Origin of the sequence: Fibrella forsythiae (genome assembly GCF_017353175.1) — a bacterium.
GTDB lineage: Bacteria > Bacteroidota > Bacteroidia > Cytophagales > Spirosomataceae > Fibrella > Fibrella forsythiae.
In genome coordinates, this window is record NZ_JAFMYW010000006.1 from 49388 (window position 1) to 68424 (window position 19037).

Here is a 19037-nt window from a genome sequence, read left to right on the forward strand (position 1 = left end):
ATATCAACTTGTCAACAGTTACGTGACTAACCTACAAAAAATGATCACTATCAATTCGTTAGCTTGTCACCGGTGACGTGGAATATCCATTTGCATGGACGGTTCACCCAACGCCCCAAAGGGCTGATGGTGCACCACAAGATAGAGCAAAATCAGGTACGTTCGACCTTTTCAACTTTGCCTTTGTTGGGTGAAAACGTCGCACGACGGACAGTTTCCCGTCCACCGCGAGTGGAACCCGCAAAAGAGAAGTATCCAGTACGTTACCCATCAACGTAAGCGCATACCGGTTGCCAGTTTTGCATCTCTAGTACATACCCATGATCTGCATCTGACTAGCAAGTAAAAGTCATTGACCATTCTTCAGTTGGATCAGCAGTGGGTGGAATCACTAGAGCTTCAAGCTCGAACTCCTCATCAAAATCCGGCACTTCGTATTCTGGCTCCCATACTTGGCGGTACTCGACAAAAAGCCGCTTAGCCTCTGGCTTCCAGGAGTCGTATCGCTCTTCAACCGAACTAAAGAAAGCAATATGTTCAGAAGCAAGCTCCTCGACTAGACCAATGGAAATAACTACTTCTTTTTGCAGGGGAGCGAATAGGATCTCTCCCTCATAAAAAAGGTAATCCAGCGGCTCCTCAGTTTCCATGTACAATGTGTAAGCGTTGTGGTAAGGTCACTGTTGGCCGAAGTGCCTCCACCGCGTTCTGTATAAAAGTGATTAGTCTGTCGGCAAGGACACGTACACCGATAAATTCACTATCAATTCGCTATCCTGTCGCCTATTACGTGAAATGCCCACTGACTTGGACGGATCACCCAACGCCAACAAGGGCTGATGGTGCACCACAAGATAGAGCATACTCAGGTACGTTACACCTTTACAACCTTGCCCTTGTTGGGTGATGCCGGGGCGCGACGGGTAGTGTCCTGTCAACCGCGAGTGGACCCCGCAAGCAATTGATTGTTATTTGATTGAGAAAAACAGCCGTATAAAAAGTAAACAGGGACCGCCAATTGTTAGAGCGCCCCCCATGAGTATGATGATTACTTTCACTACTGGATGCTCTTGTGGAAACTGGTTTTTGTAATACTCAGACCGGCGAAAGGCCATGAAGCTTCCGACACAAATAACTGCCACCAACCCTACAAATGCCCAAAAGAGGTAGGGGACTATAGAAAGAGCCTCCATATTATCAGCGAGAATCATATACTTTATAAAATACGGATCATACCATGTTAGTTGCTTTGTTAGCCGAGCCGCATCAGACAAGCCGAAGTCGACAAACGTTCACTCACAGGTACATTCTCATGTCGGCCGAAACGCCTTGTCAGCGTTCTGACCACGGTGGATTGACCTGTCCAACCAGATGCGACACCCCAGCCAAAGCGTTCTGTCAAACGGGAATTAACCTGTCACAGGTATCCTACAGCTGAACTAATCACTATCACTGCCTATCAACAGAACCATCAGCTCATAAAAAATCCACATCGCTCCTGACATGATCAGAAACACCACCACGTTGCTGAGATTTGTTTTAACCTTGTCGTTCATAGGGTAAACAGTGTCATGCCAATTCTACAACCTTTATTAATTCAGCTAACAGCAATACCATAACACTCACTATCAATCTATTATCCTGTCGACGGTAACGTGAAACGCCCACTGACTTGGACGGGCCATCCAACAACCACAAGGGATGATGGGAGACGCTTTACTTACGGCAAGATACACGCCTTTGACCTTTTCACCCTTGTTTGGTTGGGCTGCCGCATTAGCCTAATCGCGTGTTTCCTGTCCGAGGTAAGCGGACCATGCAGCGCTTTTTATTGATGGCCTTCGGTCAGTCATTATGCGTTAGATTAAGAATTTTTAGGCGTCTGTATTTCGCTACCTCTTCTCTGATTTTACCGATGTGGTAAATCAGATAAACTGCCAGTACATTAAATCCAATCTGAATAATTTGCTTATCTGCATTGACATTTATTTGCAAGGCTGATAGTGACAAGCCAACGTCAAATTTAAAATCATCTGTGTAATCTATTTCGACTCCGATGTATAAACCTGAGGCATATTTAAAAGCAAACCCGAATAGGGCAAAATTGAGTACTTGTATTGCTTGGTTGTAAGTTGATAAGTCGAGCCCAAGATCAAGTTTATTCTTCAGTAACAACCGCCCACAGTGAATAGAGAACAAGTACAGACTCACTGCCAAAATAAAAATTAAAAGAGAAAGGCCAGATACGCTTTTTGTTTGAGCTACCAACCAAATCACTAGCCCTATACCGCATATACCACCAACAATTTGGTAGTAAGCAAGCTGCCTGATTTTATCGGATAGGTTATTAGGGAGCCGATCACTCATGTCTAATCTTGTCGTAAGGTGGTTTTAGTTTTATAATCCACAACTTAGGCGAATTCGTTGATTAAATCAAAACGCAATAACCCAAGACTGTCGAACGGTGTCGCTCAGGTACGTTCCTGTATCGGCCAAAACGCATTTGTCGACGTGCTGTCTACAGTTGATCGCCCTGTCCAACCAGACGTGATACGCCAGTAAAAACGTGCTGTCAGCCGGACACTAGCCTGTCGGCAGGTACGTGGCAAATCCACAAAGGACGCTCATTGTCAATCTGTTAAATTGTCGACCTGAACCCGCCCACACCACTTACATGATCGAATCGCCCAACGCCTGCAGGGGTCGATGGGGAGCGTAACGTACCTTTACACCCCTGCCCCCGTTGGGCTGAATGCCCTGCCTTCGGGGGAAAGCAACCTGTCGCCCGACATGCCGCCCACGCGAAGCAAAATACTAACTAATCATATTGTTTAATCCATTTCTCGGCTGCTTCAAAAGATATTAAATTACGCTCTTCCAAATAAGTGACGAACTTATCATAATTTGGGATAGGTTCCTCACCTGCTGCCGCATTTACTACTAATAGACGGCGGACGTGTTCTCGCAACCAGTGACCTGAATAAAAAAGTAGTTCATAGCCATTAAACTCTTCCATTATAATTCTGAAATTATCGAAATTACCTTCCACGATAGCGTACTTTAATTTTGCTTCCACCTCTTGATATTCTTCATAATTTATAGAATAAGTCTTTGAAACTATTGCTAACAAATCTTCTAAACTATCACTCAACTTGAGCAAGTTTTCATGATGATAGTAGTAGGTTCGTCCCATGTTGTGGCCTTTGAACGCATACAAAATATTAAAATGTGCTTCGGCTATATCAATTACATCATCAGGGAAAATAAATTCTTTGTCGTCCAATATCTCTATCCATTCGTCCAAAGCACCTTTTAGGTCCTCTCTGTTTATAAAAGAACTTTCTAAAGCACTCAAAGAGTAAAATTCACTTATAAGTGTGTCTGACTTATACCCATAAGGATGAGGGGTTAGAATGTCAGGCATAGTTAGTACTAAAGTTGAATGTTTAAGTGTGCATCCATTAAATTTTAGTAAGAATTTAACGTACTCTTCTGGCAACGAGAAGCCAATTTTTTGCTCAAATTTATTTATTTCATCTACCGTAAGTGATGAACCTACTGGAAAAAACTCATTTTGAGAAAAGTCAAAAGGCTTGATTCCAGGGCTTGGCAGTTTCAGTAGATCTACATTATGTTTGAATTCAGATATTTCAGGATCAATTATCTCACCAGAAAGACAAATAGCTCTATTCTGTAAATCATTAAGATAAACTTTGAGTTTGAGAATTGATAAAGGTTGTACTTCATTAAAATCAACGCTACCATTTATAGGCCGCATGATGTAAAGACTACTCTCTACCACATCATTTGTCCCAATTTTTTTCCAGCTAATTAACTTAAATGTATGATGGCTTACTGGGGTTGGAAATCCTGCTTGGCTTTCATGCGAAACGATACCTTCTATATCAATGACTTCATTATCATAATTGGTAAAAGAGATATCTATCTCGTGTAAAATATTGTCAATTCTTTTGTTGAAGCTCCTCAGAGGTTTGGGAAACACGCGGGTCATAATGAATTTGTGTAAAAAGTATTGTGCGTTTGTTCGTTATAATGACTTCGTAAGCTGAACCGTTCAAAACTCGAATCCAAGTAAGAATAAAGACCAACATTTACACAGTCGTCTTAAATTGTCGCACGCAACCCGGCCTCACTTGTCAAACCTACCCAACCGGGGCGTTTCTCGTGTCAACCGAAACCCGCCGAACGAGCAAAAAACTCAACCTCTGCGGCCTGCAACCTGTCGCCCGCAACCCGGAAATGTAGACACTTTATGGACCATTACCCAACAACCACAAGGGCTGATGGGAGTTGCTATACTCACCGCAAGAGACGTGCCCTTGACCTTTGCACCCTTGTCTGCGTTGGGCTGCCGCGTTGCACGCTCCGAGTGATACCTGTCCAACGTGAGTGGACCCCGCAGCGCCATTTTCAAGTGCCGCCCCAATCAGGATATTGGATTTGCGCCCACAGAATGTGCTGCTTCAAGTCGATAATATAAAGCCAAGAATTACCTCCTTTTGACGCAGATTTTACATACAAGTTCCGCTCCCGTATCAGATCGGGCTTAACCTCTTTCAAGTAATTAAGTCCGGTAAAGGCTGGAAGAGATGCTTGACTCCTCTTCTCAAAATTGTACTTTTTAATCAAACCCGCTAACGAAATACTGTCTGATTTTAAGGATGTAACCGTCAAATATTCGCCATTGTCGAAAGACTCGATTACCTCTGTCTCAACTGGTAGTTTTACTCCGCTAGCTTTTTCATAGTACGCTTGATCAAAAGAAGTACAAGACCAACTTGTCAAGGCCATTAAGAGAGCTATATAGCTGACCAGATTTCTCATTGAGAACTCAACTAGTTAGGCGTTTACTTTATCGAGTAATTATCCTGTCGCCCAACACGTAATAGACCTGTCGAACGTTCTGTCTAATGGGCTTTGACTTGTCAAAAGGCACGTGGCAAACCTACAAAAAACGCTCACTATCAGTTAGTTGACCTGTCGCACGAAACGCAAAATACACACTTGCATAGACGGGTCACCAAACGCCTCAGAGGGTTGATGGTGAACGAAAGATAAGCTAAAACGCAGGTACGTGACAACCTTTACACCCTCTGCTTCGTTGGGTGCCGGTCAGGCTAGCCGGGCAGTTCCCTGTCCAAGGTAAGTGGACCCCGGAGAGCAATTTTCAAGCACCGCTCCAATCAGGATATTGGATTTGCGCCCACAGAATATGCTGCTCCAGGTCAATAATATAAAGCCAAGAATTACCTCCTTTTGAAGCAGATTTTACATACAAGTTCCGCTCTTGTGCCAGATCAGGTTTAACCTCTTTCAAGTAATTAAGTCCAATAAAGGCTGGAAAAGAGGCTTGATTTCCCTTCTCGAAATTGTACTTTTTAATCAAACCCGCTAACGAAAGACTGTCGAATTTTAAGGATGTAACCGTCAAATACTCGCCATTGTCAAAAGATTCGATTACCTCTGTCTCAACTGGTAGTTTAATTCCGCTTGCTTTTTCATAGTAAGCTTGATCAAAAGCAGTACAAGACCAACTTGTCAAGGCCATTAAGAGAGCTATGTAGCTGACCAGATTTCTCATTGAGAACTCAACTAGCTAGGCGTTTACTTTATCAACAAACTTTGATCTGTCGCCAGGTACGTGGCAGACCAGCCAAAACGCGCTGTCGAACGGAGATTAACCTGTCGCGCGAAACGCGAAACAACAGCAAAAGAACGTTCATTTACAACTAGTTATCCTGTCGCCCGGTACGTGAAACAACCACTTGCATGAATGGGTCACCCAACGCCACCGGGGGCTGATGGCAGCAAGATAGCCAAACCCACACAAGCCCGCCACACCTTTACCCCCCCGGTTCGTTGGGCATTTCAACGTCGCGTACCCAAGTGCTGCCTGTCCGACGTAACCTGCCTATACAGTGCCAAAATTTATATTCTGTTATTCGACAATATAGCAAGCACAATCCTCTTCATCAAACTCTATTTCTTGGTAGGGCAATTGCATCAAAATAGTATTCCAAGGAGGAAAATGACCCTTTAATTCTCCGTTGTTAGTCATTTCATGGTATCGAAGCCACATTTTTTGACTACAGAATACGGACGCGGGTAATTTGTATTTATTGGTTTTGCCATTTGATGTTCGTGTATATGAGACAGTTACATTGCCATCTTTAACAACTAACTTCGCAGTTGCATTTTCCCACTTTTCAGAAGCATATCTTTTTTCTGCTAACTGCTCATATACTAATTCGGCAATACCTGATACAGCAGTTTTTACCAAATCAATTTTGCGTTCAAAATCTCTTTGAACATTCATGTAAAATTCATGCTCAACAAAACCTTGACGATCAAGAGTAAAGGTTACTTCATTCCAGTGATTGCCTTCCTTTCTACAGTGTTTGAAATATTCAAATACAAGATTATTTAATTCAGATTTAGAATTTAATTCTTTGGTTTCTCTATAGGGTTCTCCGCAGAATTCAACATCATACCACGCACTATCTCTAATGCCTTCAGGATTAATAAATACTAACCCCATTCCGTAGCCTGTTGGCGTATAATAGCCATGTAACATAGCTTTCACCCAATTGTAACCCTCTAATGCTATCGGAGCTTCTTCTGCAAATGTTTTAGCTACTTGCTCAACAATGTCCACTTGTGTATCTAAGTTTAAATAATCTCAAATTGTCAAAAATTGCTCTGTCAGATTTAGCCGCTAAACCAATGTTACCATCGGCAGGGTTTGGCTTGTCAGAAGTGACCTACCCACGCCACGAAAAAGAGTTCTGTTACACATGCTTACATTGTCAGCCGAAACGTGAAGAACGAGCAAAAAAACGTTGACTCTCACAAGTTTATGTTGTCGCCCGAAACGTAAAACGCCCACCGGCTTAGACGGGTCACCCAACGCCTCAGAGGGCTGATGGTGAATGAGAGATAGGCGAAAACCCAAGTACGTGACAACCTTTACACCCTCTGCCTGTTGGGTTGCCGCGTTGAACTCGCCGAGTGATCCCTGTCCGAGGTAAGTGGACCCCGTACAGCTAAATATGAAGCTTTAGTTTTGAAATCAAATTGGGGTTTGAAATTGGAATCACTTGTTCTTTTATAACAGTCAACTTATCCATGTCTCTATTTTCAACGAGACGCCCCTGTTCAATGACGAAGTCGGTAATATCCTCAACTGACACAATCCATTTAGTGGCAAATAACTTTAACGTCCGGCCTTTTAAGCCTAATTGAATGGCTCGTCTTTCTAACTTACTTCCTGTCGGACTATGGTCTGGGTCCCATTGCAACCTGACTTCAGAATTTGCTAAACTATTTTCCCAATTCTCTCTGGTGGAGTAAACATCTGGCTGGAAAGAAGAATAAACAGCTTTTTCCAACAGGGTTACAAAATTCTCTAAGCTAATCTCAATCGCTAAAATCTTCTGTTGATTATCTTTTCTTGCCCAACCTGCCCTGTACATCATCCAAAGAAAATTTGGCTTTATCCATGACATCCTCGAAAAAGAGTAAGCCGGGCCGCCAAATTCTTGATTAGCAATGGCATAGTCAACAATTTGAGGGTTGAAAGCTTGATAAACAATGACATTCTCTCCGCGAAGTTGCCCTAATATGTGTTGTCCAGATTGTGGTAATCCAGTTTCGTAACTTAGGTAAGGAATGGTCATTAAATTCATCAGTTATAGAAAACTATTATTCGTAAATATCAACTTTGCCCTGTCGCTAAAGACGCTTTTTATTCGTTCCGTCCAGCGGTGACTGACTTGTCAACAGGTACGTGGCAAACCCACAAGGAACGCTCACTATCAAATGGTTATCCTATCGAATGAAACGTGAAAAGCCCACTTGCATGATTGAATCACCCAACGCCTGCAAAGGCTGATGGTGAACACAAAATAAGCCAAAACGCAGGTACGTGACAACCTTTACACCCTCTGCTTCGTTGGGTGCCGCTAAGGCTAGCCGGACAGTTTCCTGTCCGAGATAAGTGGACCCCGCAGAGCTAAGCGTCACTCCTGGGAATGTCGCCTGAAATAGCGACGGTGTACATGAAGCGCGTCTTCAAGCCTATCTATATCGCGCTGAAATACAGCATAAGCTTGTTGAAAGCGGAGATCACCTTGCAATTTGTTGCTTAGTTTAACATATAGCTTAATCCCATTGTCGGGCTTGAAGTTAGCGAATACGGTTTGCTGTCGCTGCCTCGCCTGCAACAGAGCGTTACTAACAGGCTCAAAACTAGGTATCTTGTTGAGTATGGCAACAAACTCATCGAGTTTGAAAGAGAGGGCTACGTCAAAGCCCTCATAACTCTCCAAGGCTAACCATTCGTCAATAAGTGCAAGGGTTTGGGGCGTGATGCTATCAGAAGGTACATACTGTTCATCTGCTGTTTTGTCGTTTAGATAAGATATAGCGTGGAGTCTATCAGCGCGACAAACCTGCCAAGCCTCTTCTGCTTCCAAAAGTGAACGCCCTGTTTGCTGAGCGATCTTCTGGATTGTATCGTGCAAGAATGCGCGTTCAACGGCTGCGCTATCCCCTTCATACTGCTTCAAAAGCTGGGCGGCTTGCCCGACTGGAATTGGTATGCGCTGACGTAGTTCACGGAGTTGCTGAGCATACTGCATAATAAAAGGTAGGTACGTTATCTGTCGATGTCCAGTATCAAGTAGGGTTTACGCTTCAAGTTAAGAACCGAACAAGACGAGTCTGTCAAACCGTGGCATTCAGGTACGTTCCCATGTCGCACGAATCGCTTTGTCAGCGGTCTGTCTACGGTTGATTAGCCTGTTCAACCGAACGGGATACGCCAAAAAAACGCGTTGTCAGCCGGATGCCAGACTGTCAACAGGTACGTGGCAAACCTACAAAGAACGCTCAATATCAATTCGTTGTCCTGTCGCCGGTGACGCAAAACGCCTACTTGGATGGACGGGCCACCCAACACCTCAAAGGGCTGATGGCCGCAAGGTAAGCCAAACGCAGGTAGGTGCCCTTGACCTTTACACCCTTTGCCTGTTGGGCTGCCGCATTGGCCTACTCAGCCAGTTTCCTGTCCGAGGTAAGTAGACCACGCAAAGCTGACAAACAACACACAACCAAACAAGCCGAGAGAGACCGAAACCAATCTGACCAGGCTGTCAAGCGGTGGCACTCAGGTACGTTCCAATGTCGCACGTAATGCATTTGTCGACGTTCTGTCAACGATTGATTGGCCTGTCAGCAGGTACATGGCAGACCAACCAAAACGCGCTGTCGAGCGGTGATTCACCTGTCGCACGAAACGCGAAACACCAACAAAAGAACCGCACCGGCGGACCGGTTCACTATCAATTTGTTAGCTTGTCGCACGACTCGCGAAAAACCCACTTGCTTAGACGGGCCACCCAACAACCGCAAGGGCTGATGGTAGCCACAAGATAAGTCATGATCAGGTACGTTCGACCTTTACAACTTTGCCTGCGTTGGGATGCCGCGTCAGCCTATCCGAGTGATGCCTGTCAGAGGTAAGTGGACCCGGCAATGCTAACAAACAACGAACGAAACCAAACAAGCCGAGAAAGGCAGAGGCTGTCGAGCTTTTGCTTTTAAACGTGCTGCCTGTCACAGATAGGCTAGCTTGCACATAATGATATTAGTTTCTGACAGCCTTATTAAAAAGATTTTCATAGTAAGTTTCCTCTTTCTTTTCGCCAATAAACTCATCAAAAAGACGAATAAAATCTCTAAATGCTACTTCATCGTCACCATAATCTTCAAACCAGATATTCCTCGCCCATCCCGCTTGTGCGGGTCTATTGTAACGCTCTGCTACAAAATCTCCAAATTCTCTGTCATTGAAGATATTGTTTGCCTCTTCAATTCCATACACATAAAGTGCATGCCGATAACCGACTATAAACAGGTCAAGTGCTAAAATGGATACTTTACCCAGATACATAGCAGGACGGCTTCTAAATCTTTCAGACCGTAAAAGATTATAAATGCTGTCAGTTTTTTCAATTTCCATAGCCAAATTCAATTCCAAAAATGCAATTCTCCTCGCTTATGAAAAAATATATATAAGCGAGGAGAATTACACAAAATAACAAGTTAAATTTTTGATTAAAAAAAACATCAGTAGATCAACACATTAAAAATCCGTAGAAGTCACCGTAATACCTCCAGATGAATCTAAAGCACCCCTCCAAGAATTATAATCTACACCATTTGGGTTCAGATTATCAAATACGGTGTCACCAACTCTTATAGCTGCATGATAGCCATTTGTCGAAATTGCAGTTAGTCCATTATTGTATAGATCACTAATAATAAATGAACTACTAGATCGAACTTCCAAAAGCTTGCCGCTAATATTACTATTCATCATTGCCTTTTTTAGAGCATTCGCAAATGGTACACATTGCAAATTCTGTTTAAAAGCTTGTGGTACTTTAGCTGCAAGTTTTCTAGTTTTTTCTAATGGTGTATCTACAGCATTAAACCCGAGAATATCAGAATAGGTATCACCCCCACCACCGCTGGCACTTGACCCGCCTAAATTGAAACATGCTGTTGATGAAAACATAAAGTCACAACCTGCATAACTCATTATCTCTCCGCTCGATGTTAAATTTTCAGAAGGGCATAAATAATAATCTATCGTATAACAATCTAGTAGTCGTAATCTAAGATTCTTATCATTTACACTTAGATTGTCGCCGATAATTTTTCCATTTTCATAGATATACCCTTTTGTCAATTCCCCATCCCAGCTATATACATTGATCATGCCATCAAAAGGTGCTTTATTATTTAACCTTTTAGATTTTACAAGATAATTTTCTTCTGGAATTACATTAACAATTTCCTCTATATATTTATCGTCTTTGTCTTTGTATACTACTAAGTAACTCAGGGAGTTCAACAGTATCGTTGTTCGAGGGGTTTGTGTATTATCTTTCTTGTTCTTTATGAATGAAACAGAATAATTCTGTTCATAAACAAGAGGTGTAACAACAGCTTCTCCAAACTTAAAATCTAAAAATAAAGATTTCCTCCAATTAGGTACCTTCTTATTTTTGGAGCTTTGACGCAAACTGCTAAGATTATTATGCTTTTCATTAAACCACTGCTGTACACCTTCAATTGACAAACCTTCTAGTTCGTCTTTTATGAATGGACTTTCGATGTCATAATTATTCTGACAAGACAATAAGCCTAAAAGAAAAAAAACGATAAAACATGGCAAAAAACTGCGTGTCTTCTTCATGACTGTGTGTGTTAGAATTATTGGTGGTTTATTAGATGTAAAGGTTTTTATCTTTCAAACAAAGTGCAAAAATCAGCATAACATTCTGTCAATCAGACTATAACCCATCAACAGTTACTTAGCAAACCCATAAATGACGCTTACTATCCATTCGTTAGCCTGTCGCCGGTGACGTGAAATACCCGCTTACATGAACGAATCACCCAACGCCTCAGAGGGCTGATGGTGAACACAAGTTAAGCTAAAACGCGGGTACGTGACAACCTTTACACCCTCTGCCCGTTGGGCTGCCGCACTGGCCTACTCCGAGTGATACCTGTCAGAGGTAAGTGGACCCCGCAGAGCTAATCTTGGAGAAAACTATGAAAAAAGGCAGCAACTGAATACAGAAAACTAGTAAGCAAAAACCCTATTAAAATCATTAACCACTTTTGCTTATCGATGACAGCCAGATAGTAGCTTATGAAAATAACGTTCAAGCCTGCCTGAAAGGAAAACCACAGATTATCCTTTTGCTTAACACACTCACCACAAGGTCCATCACATGAACAACCTGATGAGGTAATGATCATAAAAGTGAGCATAAAAAGCAGGTTGGCAACCAGCACGTGTCCTAGGTGTATCTTTTGTAGTCGTTGGACCATACGGTTAGGGATTGTGTAGTTCATTCAAATTCATTCTGTCCAGCGGTGACCGACTTGTCGCAAGGTAAGTAAACCCCGCAGAGCATTTTATTCATCTGGATGCCAGCGAAATGGCACAGTTACAAAAGAAGCAATTTGTTTGCCCGATTTTTGAGCTGGTATCCAGTTTCCACTTGTCAATTTAAGGACACGGATGGCCTCTTCATCCATACCAAAACCAAACGGCCTGACTATGCGAATGGAATCAACTTCGCCAGTTACAGTAACCCGGAATCTGACGTAAGTTATTCCTGTGACATTCGCCTTTGTAAAGGCAGGAGTTGCTTTAAGCTGTTTAGTAGAAAAAGAATAATACTCGCGCCAACCTCCTTTAAACGCTGGTTCAGTGTCTTTTTGAGCATGTGTTACAGCCCCAAAACAGCATAGCAATAAAACTAAGATGTATCGCATGTGTGAATCGGTAATCTGTGAGTGCTGTCGAACGGATATTGACTTGTCAACGGGTACGTGGCAAACCGGAAAATACGCTCACTATCAATTCGTTATCCTGTCGCCGGTAACGTGAAATACCCACTGCCATTAACGGGCCACCCAACGCTACAGAGGGCTGATGGTGAACGAAAGATAAGCGAAAACTCAGGTACGTGACAACCTTTACACCCTCTGCTTGTTGGGTGCCGATTAGCACTTCGAGAGTCCCCTGTCAGAGGTAACACGCCAAAGCAGAGCTACTGAGAGATGTAATCAGCTTTGAGCTTGTCACCAAAATCACTAAATCGATAAAGTTTATTGTCATCTGGACTTACTACAAAGTCTTTGTGAATATTTCCAACAACGAATACTTTGTCGAAATTGATGAACTTTTGTTCTCGCAGATCGAAGGCTTTATCATCAACAATTTTAATCCTGTCAGCTACAAACCAACATATAACTTGATGGTATTCCTTCAATTTGGTGGGTATGCGTTCTTGAATCTTCTCATAAACCTCATCCCAGTCTAGACCGATCTGAGTTTCTAAAAAACGCTTTAAAAGCGTGTCATTAATCTTGCCATTATAGAACTGAGTAGACCTAGATATACTCTCAAATTTAGGCAGGTCGTCAAAGGCATCGGAGTTCATACGCTGCCTATCTTCAGCATAAGAGCCATTCGTAATGTATTCCCGTTTACTGCCCGACGTTTTGAGTCGGCTTATCAGCCATTTTTTGCTATGATTTACCTTGTTTGACATTCTGTCGCAGGTAGATTTAATCTATCGTTCAAAACTCATTTCTCGTTCTATTCACTGGTGATTAGCTTGTCAAACGAGACATGGCAAACCGGGAAACATGCTTCATAACAACTCGTTAACTTGTCGGCCATAACGCGCTCACGCCACTTGCATGAACAGGAGCACCCAACAACCACGAAGGCTGATGGTGGAAGCAAGATAGGCCAAACGCAGGTACGTTGCTACCTTTACACCTTCGCCTCCGTTGGGCTGCCGCGTTGAGCGCACCGAGTGATTCCTGTCAAAGGTAAGTGGACCCAGCAACGCTAACCAACAACGCACAAAACCGCTGAAACCGAGAGAGGCCGAAACCAACAGATTAGGCTGTCGATCGTGACCGCTCAGGTAGGTTGCCCTGTCGGCCGGAACGCGTTTGTCGACGTTCTGTCAACGGTAGATTGCACTGTCCGACCGGACGTGAAACGCCAGCAAAAAACGCGCTGTCAAACGGACATTGACCTGTCAGACGAGAGGCGAAATACCAACAAAGAACGCTCACTATCAATTAGTTATCCTGTCGCCCGTGATGTGATACGCCCACCTGCTTAGACGGGCCACCCAACGCCCCAGGGGGCTGATGGTGAACCACAAGATAAGCTAAAACTCAGGTACGTGACAACCTTTGCCCCCCCTGCCTGTTGGGCTGCCGCATTGGCCTATTCAGCCAGTCTCCTGTCCGAGGTAAGTGGACCCCGCAGAGCTAACTAACCAAACACACAACCGCTGAAACCGAGAGAGGCCGAAACCAACAGACTAGGCTGTCAAACGGTGCAAGCCAGGTACGTTGCCTTGTCGACCGAAACGCCTTTGTCAACGTGCTGTCCACAGATGTTTGACCTGTCTGACCACACGTGATGTGCCAGCGAAAAACGTGCTGTCGAACGTTGATTCACCTGTCGACCGAGACGCGGAACCTAAATAAAAATAATTGTCATTATCAATTAATTACCCTGTCGGCCGTAACGTGGAACACCCCCCGAATTGGACGGGCCACCCAACAACCACAAGGGCTGATGGGAGTCGCTTTACTCTCGGCAAAATACGTGCCCTGACCTTTACACCCTTGTTTGAGTTGGGATGCGGCATTGGCCTAATCGCGTGTTTCCTGTCCGAGGTAAGTGGACCAAGCAGAGCTGACCAACAACATACAGTGCCGATTTTAAAGTTGGTTCAACCAGTCGACAAACCAATCGCTCGGCATTTTTACAGTTGAAAAGTCTAAAGATTGCAACTCATCATAGGCATAAGTATGAATAAGGTATAGATCCCACTGAGCATCTATGTCACCAAGTACGTTGATTGTCGCTTGATCAATATTCAATTCTTCAATGTCCTTATCACTAATATGTACATCAAAGTAGAATTTACTGCACCAATTGGCAAAGTCCTGATGAGAGTATGACAGAGTTTGATTAACAATTTCAGTCAGGAGTGTTTTGAGATTTTCTTTCGTATGCTGAAGCGGAATCTCTGTTGCCCCTGTTTCGATTAAGATGCCTCCTTTTTTGAACTTGTATGGCATGATTTTAGACTGAAAAGTTAATGTCTATAGTGCTTTTCTTGTCGACCGAAACGTCATTTTCGCGTTCTGTCAACTGGACACTACCCTGTCGTCAGGTACGTGGTAAACTCGAAAAGAACGCTCATTGTCAATCTGTTAAACTGTCGGCAGTAACCTGCCCACGCCACTTGCATGGTTGAGCCACCCAACGCCTGCAAAGGCTGATGGTGCACCGCAAGATAGAGCAAAACTCAGGTACGTTACACCTTTTCAACTTTGCCTTTGTTGGGATGCCGTATTATCCTAATCGAGCGCTTTCCTGTCCCCCGTAAGTGGACCCCGCAGAGCATGTTTAGCTAGTTATGTTGACCAAGCGGCCATACTCATCGAACTCACCAACAATTGTATCGGAACCACTTTGCCCATGCATCCGATTTGCTTCCTCACTGATCACATAACCTTTCGCTTGCAGATAATTCGTGAATGCTGAACGGTGGTCTACATCAAAATTTGAAATCAATTGTGGAAAGGTGGTGAACATCCGTAAATGACCCACTTTTTGCACTGCCTCAAACTCCTTTGCCTTGATTGTAACCAACATTGCTCCTTTGCCATAGTCAGCTATATAATAACAACTGGCGTTGAACATCCCACTGGCAATACAACCGATTTTGTGAAGGTCATTAATGTCAGCATCAAATTGACTTATCTGCAACAAGTCGATACCGTTTGCATCGCCGTATTCCTTCAGTTGATTAGCCTGTTTAAGTAAGCTAGCAGGTATACCTGATTTGTCATTTGCCCATGCCCAAAGCCAGCTATTTGAAGAATGGGAAATAGTGCCTAATACCTGGATCGGAAATCGAAGGGTTTGCCCAAATGTGATTGTGCCACTATTCATATCAACGCCCCACGAGTTGTTGCCTACAACTAGAGGTACATCGGCTTGTTTCTCAAAGCCGAGCGCTCCGTATTGGGCAAATAATTCATCCTCGTCCTTAGCTGGTGGAAACGATACGGGTGCGGATAGCTGAGTAGGCTCAGGCTTACTCTGTTCTGATTTGCCAAACAGGCTTTTGAAAAAACTCATTTATGAAATACGAATTTGGTAGTACTTTGATATGCAGTTAAAGGCTAGCTAAGGCTGTCGAACGTTCGTTCTGTCACAGGTACGTTCTACATCGGCCAAAACGAATTTATTGGCGTTCTGTCTAACGGTGATTAGCCTGTCAAGAAGTACGTGGCAAACCAGCAAAATAACGCTCACTATCAATTAGTTGTCCTGTCGCACGTAATGTGAAACGCCCACGTGCATGAACGGGCCACCCAACACCCGCAAGGGCTGATGGTGGCTCCAAGATAAGCCAAACGCAGGTACGTTGGTTTGACCTTTGCACCCTTGCCCGGTTGGGCTGCCGCATTGGCTTACTCGGCCAGTTTCCTGTCCGCGGTAAGTGGACCCCGCAGCGCTGACCAACAACGCACAAATCCAAACAAGCCGAGAGAGGCCGAAACCAACAGACTAGGCTGTCAAACTTAGCACTCAGATACGTTCTTGTGTCGACCGAAACGCGTTTGTCGACGCTCTGTCCACAGTAGATTGACCTGTCGCCAGGTACGTGGTAAACCAACCAAAACGCGCTGTCGAACAGAGATTCACCTGTCGACTGAGATGCGGAAATCAAATAAAAAGAACGCTCACTACCAATTAGTTACACTGTCGCCCGAGACGTGAAATACCCACTGACATGAACGGGCCACCCAACGACCGCAAAGGCTGATGGATGAAGCAAGATAGATCAAACTCAGGTACGTTGCCACCTTTACACCTTTGCCCACGTTGGGTGCCGCTCAGGCTAGCCGGAGTGTTTCCTGTCCCCCGTGAGTGGCCCCTGCAAAGCTTACCAAAAATGCACACTACCGAACAAACTGTTTTTGATTATTTTCTTTCGATTCGCTCATGAACAAGCAAATAGCTCAGTCATTAAATTCATATGGTTTGATTAACGACAAAAATGTTGAGAATGAGTCTGCAATCAAAAATATAGGAAACTCATTATTTTCTGTTAGATCCATTCCTGTATCACATTCAGAATCATTCAAATATATTTTCCCCGTAATTTCACCTTTGCATCCCATAAATATACTTGGCCCATCATGGGTACCACCTATCTCAATTATAGAATCAATGTATTGCAGTCTGTAGTCAGAATCCTGGTATTGTTTTAATGATATCATTCCATTAATCAAATCATCAATCGAGGCGAGTCTTGAGTAAAGCATCAACATCCAATCATTAATGATCGGATGTTGAATCTGTCCAGAAACTTCTGCACCATCAGATTGAAGTAAGAAGTTTCTATACTCAGCCGGTATCTTTAAATCATAAGTTTTCTCGAAATCAATGATCCGCTCAATATTTGCTGGTGGCTGATCTAGTATAAGAACAGTTGAAACATCCATAATTTGTATGCAATTTATTGCAGTAAATAAAGCGGTGGAACGGTGGCACTCGGGTACGTTGCCCTGTCGACCGAAACGCATCTGTCGGCGTTCTGTCCAGCGGTGACGGACTTGTCGAACCGGACGTGATACGCCCGATAAAACGCCTTCGACTCGTTCTGTCACAGGTACGTTGACCTGTCGACCGGAAAGCAAAACACCAGCAAGAAAACGTTAACTATCAATTAGTTACCCTGTCTCACGATACGCGAAATACCCACCGACTTGGACTGGCCACCCAACAAGTTAATGTACGTAAACTCAATTAATGATAAGTATCTTATAATCAATGAGGTATCATTAATTAAGTGCATAATCTGTCTGGAAGGTAATCCGTTACTTCCAGGCGGCTAACTTCGTCACAAGTATATCTATCTGATACATCATTTACAACAAGAAGCGCTCCTAAATTATGCCCTTCGAAATAGAACGCGTTTGGGATATCGACGGCTATCCAGCTTACTTTTTTGCGGCAGACAATCAGCTCTACCGGTTCGACTCTCAGGGCAGGATACGGCAGAATAAACGCACCGTTATCGGGTATACACAGGGATACGTGCTGAAAAGCAAATTTTATAGTCTGAAGAAACTTAGGCCACTACTTCGACGGCACATTCCTACAAATAATCCAATGGGCTTCTGAGCGTGCTGATTTTGTCGGCAGTCACATGGGTGTAGCGTTCCGTGGTTGTCAGACTCGCGTGGCCAAGCAGTTTCTGGATGTAACGAATGTCGTAGCCCGCTTCGAGCATATGGGTAGCAAAGCTGTGTCGTAAAGCATGAATACCGCCCTGCTTCGTTATACGAGCCGCATGAACCGATTGACTGTAAACTACTTGAATGGTTCTATTCAGGATCGGCTCATTCGGTCGATCGCCTTCAAACACATAACTGGCAGGCTGGTATTTGCTTAGATAGGTATCAAGCAGAGCTTCCAGCTTTCCGGACAACATCACCACACGGTCTTTTTTGCCTTTACCACCACGCACGTTGATGAGCCGCCGGTTTCGGTCCAGGTCGGTTTTCCTGAGTCGGGCTGCTTCGCTCAGACGTAGGCCAGTGGCATAAACCAACTGAAACAAGGTACGATATTTAAGGCTGGTTGTTTCCCTAAAAATGGCCTTTATCTCGGTTGTACTATACACAGTGGGCAGTTTTTCGGGCTGCCGCGGATAGGTTAGGCCGTACTGAGCTTTATCTCTTTGTAATATTTTTTCCTGGTAGAATTTCCACGCGTTGATGTGAACATTCACCGTAGCCGGGCTATATCGCTTCTTGTCGACCAGAAACAGCAGGTAACGCTGATACTGTGCTTTGGTCAGCGAGTCGAGCGGCTCATCTCCCACGTAGCTAATGAGCGATACAAGCGCCTGTTTATAGTTTTTGTAAGTTCTATAGCTGTACTGCTGCGTTCGGAGTAGCTCCGAAACGGCCACAATTACCGGGTGATGATCGTGTTCAGGTACAGAGGGTACATTTCGAAACGACCAACGTTGATCGGTCATTACGGTCGGCGTGGCAGCGTTTTTCGGGGGCCATACCGGGTTCGTTGCCTGATCAACTTCAGAGGGTGTCACCGTTGGTTTGTATAAACGCACAACAGCTTCGTCGAAACGGCAATACGCTTTACCAAACAACTTTCCGATTTTCACCACCGACTCCCTCGTGTTGGGCACTGTCCAGCCCTGTCGAGTGTAGCTAAATCGACGGCCTGGCACTTGGGAGATCAGTTCGTTACCCAGGTTATCTTTCGGGAAGGAGACAGACAATAACGCGGGATCGTTCTGGTCGATGTGAATGGTGATCATGCAAAACATGAGATTTGGCGCAATGAA

At 44.1% G+C, this 19037-nt stretch carries 17 protein-coding genes; 1 reads left to right on the top strand and 16 read right to left on the bottom strand.

Annotated features, from left to right (window positions below; translation table 11 throughout):
- Positions 1-335: 335 nt before the first annotated feature.
- The 15 genes from J2I46_RS18935 to J2I46_RS19005 form a co-directional block, all read right to left on the bottom strand.
- Positions 336-650: a hypothetical protein gene (locus J2I46_RS18935; RefSeq protein ID WP_207330631.1), complete on the bottom strand. Its 315-nt coding sequence runs from the start codon at positions 648-650 to the stop codon at positions 336-338.
- A gap of 1195 nt (positions 651-1845) precedes the next feature.
- A complete protein-coding gene (locus J2I46_RS18940) occupies positions 1846-2367 on the bottom strand; it encodes a hypothetical protein (RefSeq protein WP_207330632.1) in 522 nt (173 codons plus the stop codon).
- 451 nt (positions 2368-2818) lie between these two features.
- Entirely contained in the window at positions 2819-4012 is a 1194-nt protein-coding gene (locus tag J2I46_RS18945; protein WP_207330633.1) for an SMI1/KNR4 family protein, read from the bottom strand.
- A 419-nt stretch (positions 4013-4431) separates the two neighbouring features.
- The gene (locus J2I46_RS18950; protein WP_207330634.1) at positions 4432-4845 is read right to left on the bottom strand and encodes a hypothetical protein; all 414 of its coding nucleotides are present in this window, start codon (positions 4843-4845) and stop codon (positions 4432-4434) included.
- A 343-nt stretch (positions 4846-5188) separates the two neighbouring features.
- A complete protein-coding gene (locus tag J2I46_RS18955) occupies positions 5189-5602 on the bottom strand; it encodes a hypothetical protein (RefSeq protein WP_207330635.1) in 414 nt (137 codons plus the stop codon).
- Positions 5603-5959: 357 nt separating this feature from the next.
- Positions 5960-6676 carry a hypothetical protein gene (locus J2I46_RS18960; RefSeq protein WP_207330636.1) on the bottom strand — a complete coding sequence of 239 codons (717 nt, stop codon included), beginning with the start codon at positions 6674-6676 and terminating at the stop codon, positions 5960-5962.
- A gap of 388 nt (positions 6677-7064) precedes the next feature.
- Positions 7065-7697, bottom strand: a complete 633-nt coding sequence (locus J2I46_RS18965) for a DUF4291 domain-containing protein (protein WP_229379848.1) — start codon at positions 7695-7697, stop codon at positions 7065-7067.
- A gap of 342 nt (positions 7698-8039) precedes the next feature.
- On the bottom strand, positions 8040-8660 hold the full coding sequence (locus J2I46_RS18970; protein WP_207330638.1) for a hypothetical protein: 621 nt from the start codon (positions 8658-8660) through the stop codon (positions 8040-8042).
- A 1007-nt stretch (positions 8661-9667) separates the two neighbouring features.
- Positions 9668-10042: a hypothetical protein gene (locus J2I46_RS18975; RefSeq protein WP_207330639.1), complete on the bottom strand. Its 375-nt coding sequence runs from the start codon at positions 10040-10042 to the stop codon at positions 9668-9670.
- A gap of 123 nt (positions 10043-10165) precedes the next feature.
- Complete coding sequence (locus tag J2I46_RS18980) at positions 10166-11284, bottom strand: papain fold toxin domain-containing protein (RefSeq protein WP_207330640.1); 1119 nt, start codon at positions 11282-11284, stop codon at positions 10166-10168.
- Positions 11285-12015: 731 nt separating this feature from the next.
- Positions 12016-12378, bottom strand: a complete 363-nt coding sequence (locus J2I46_RS18985; RefSeq protein ID WP_207330641.1) for an energy transducer TonB — start codon at positions 12376-12378, stop codon at positions 12016-12018.
- A gap of 278 nt (positions 12379-12656) precedes the next feature.
- Positions 12657-13160 carry a hypothetical protein gene (locus J2I46_RS18990; protein WP_207330642.1) on the bottom strand — a complete coding sequence of 168 codons (504 nt, stop codon included), beginning with the start codon at positions 13158-13160 and terminating at the stop codon, positions 12657-12659.
- Positions 13161-14358: 1198 nt separating this feature from the next.
- Positions 14359-14721, bottom strand: coding sequence for a hypothetical protein (locus tag J2I46_RS18995; RefSeq protein ID WP_207330643.1), 363 nt, complete (start codon positions 14719-14721; stop codon positions 14359-14361).
- Positions 14722-15052: 331 nt separating this feature from the next.
- Positions 15053-15790 (bottom strand): DUF6882 domain-containing protein, encoded by a 738-nt coding sequence (locus J2I46_RS19000; protein WP_207330644.1) that lies wholly within the window; start codon positions 15788-15790, stop codon positions 15053-15055.
- A gap of 887 nt (positions 15791-16677) precedes the next feature.
- Entirely contained in the window at positions 16678-17328 is a 651-nt protein-coding gene (locus J2I46_RS19005; protein ID WP_207330645.1) for an SMI1/KNR4 family protein, read from the bottom strand.
- A gap of 286 nt (positions 17329-17614) precedes the next feature.
- Here J2I46_RS19005 and J2I46_RS19010 point away from each other — a divergent pair, with 286 nt between their 5' ends.
- Entirely contained in the window at positions 17615-17845 is a 231-nt protein-coding gene (locus tag J2I46_RS19010) for a hypothetical protein (protein WP_207330646.1), read from the top strand.
- On the opposite strand, the gene J2I46_RS19015 is transcribed toward J2I46_RS19010, so the two are convergent.
- The gene (locus J2I46_RS19015; protein WP_207330647.1) at positions 17820-19010 is read right to left on the bottom strand and encodes a tyrosine-type recombinase/integrase; all 1191 of its coding nucleotides are present in this window, start codon (positions 19008-19010) and stop codon (positions 17820-17822) included. The genes J2I46_RS19010 and J2I46_RS19015 overlap by 26 nt on opposite strands.
- Positions 19011-19037 lie beyond the last annotated feature (27 nt).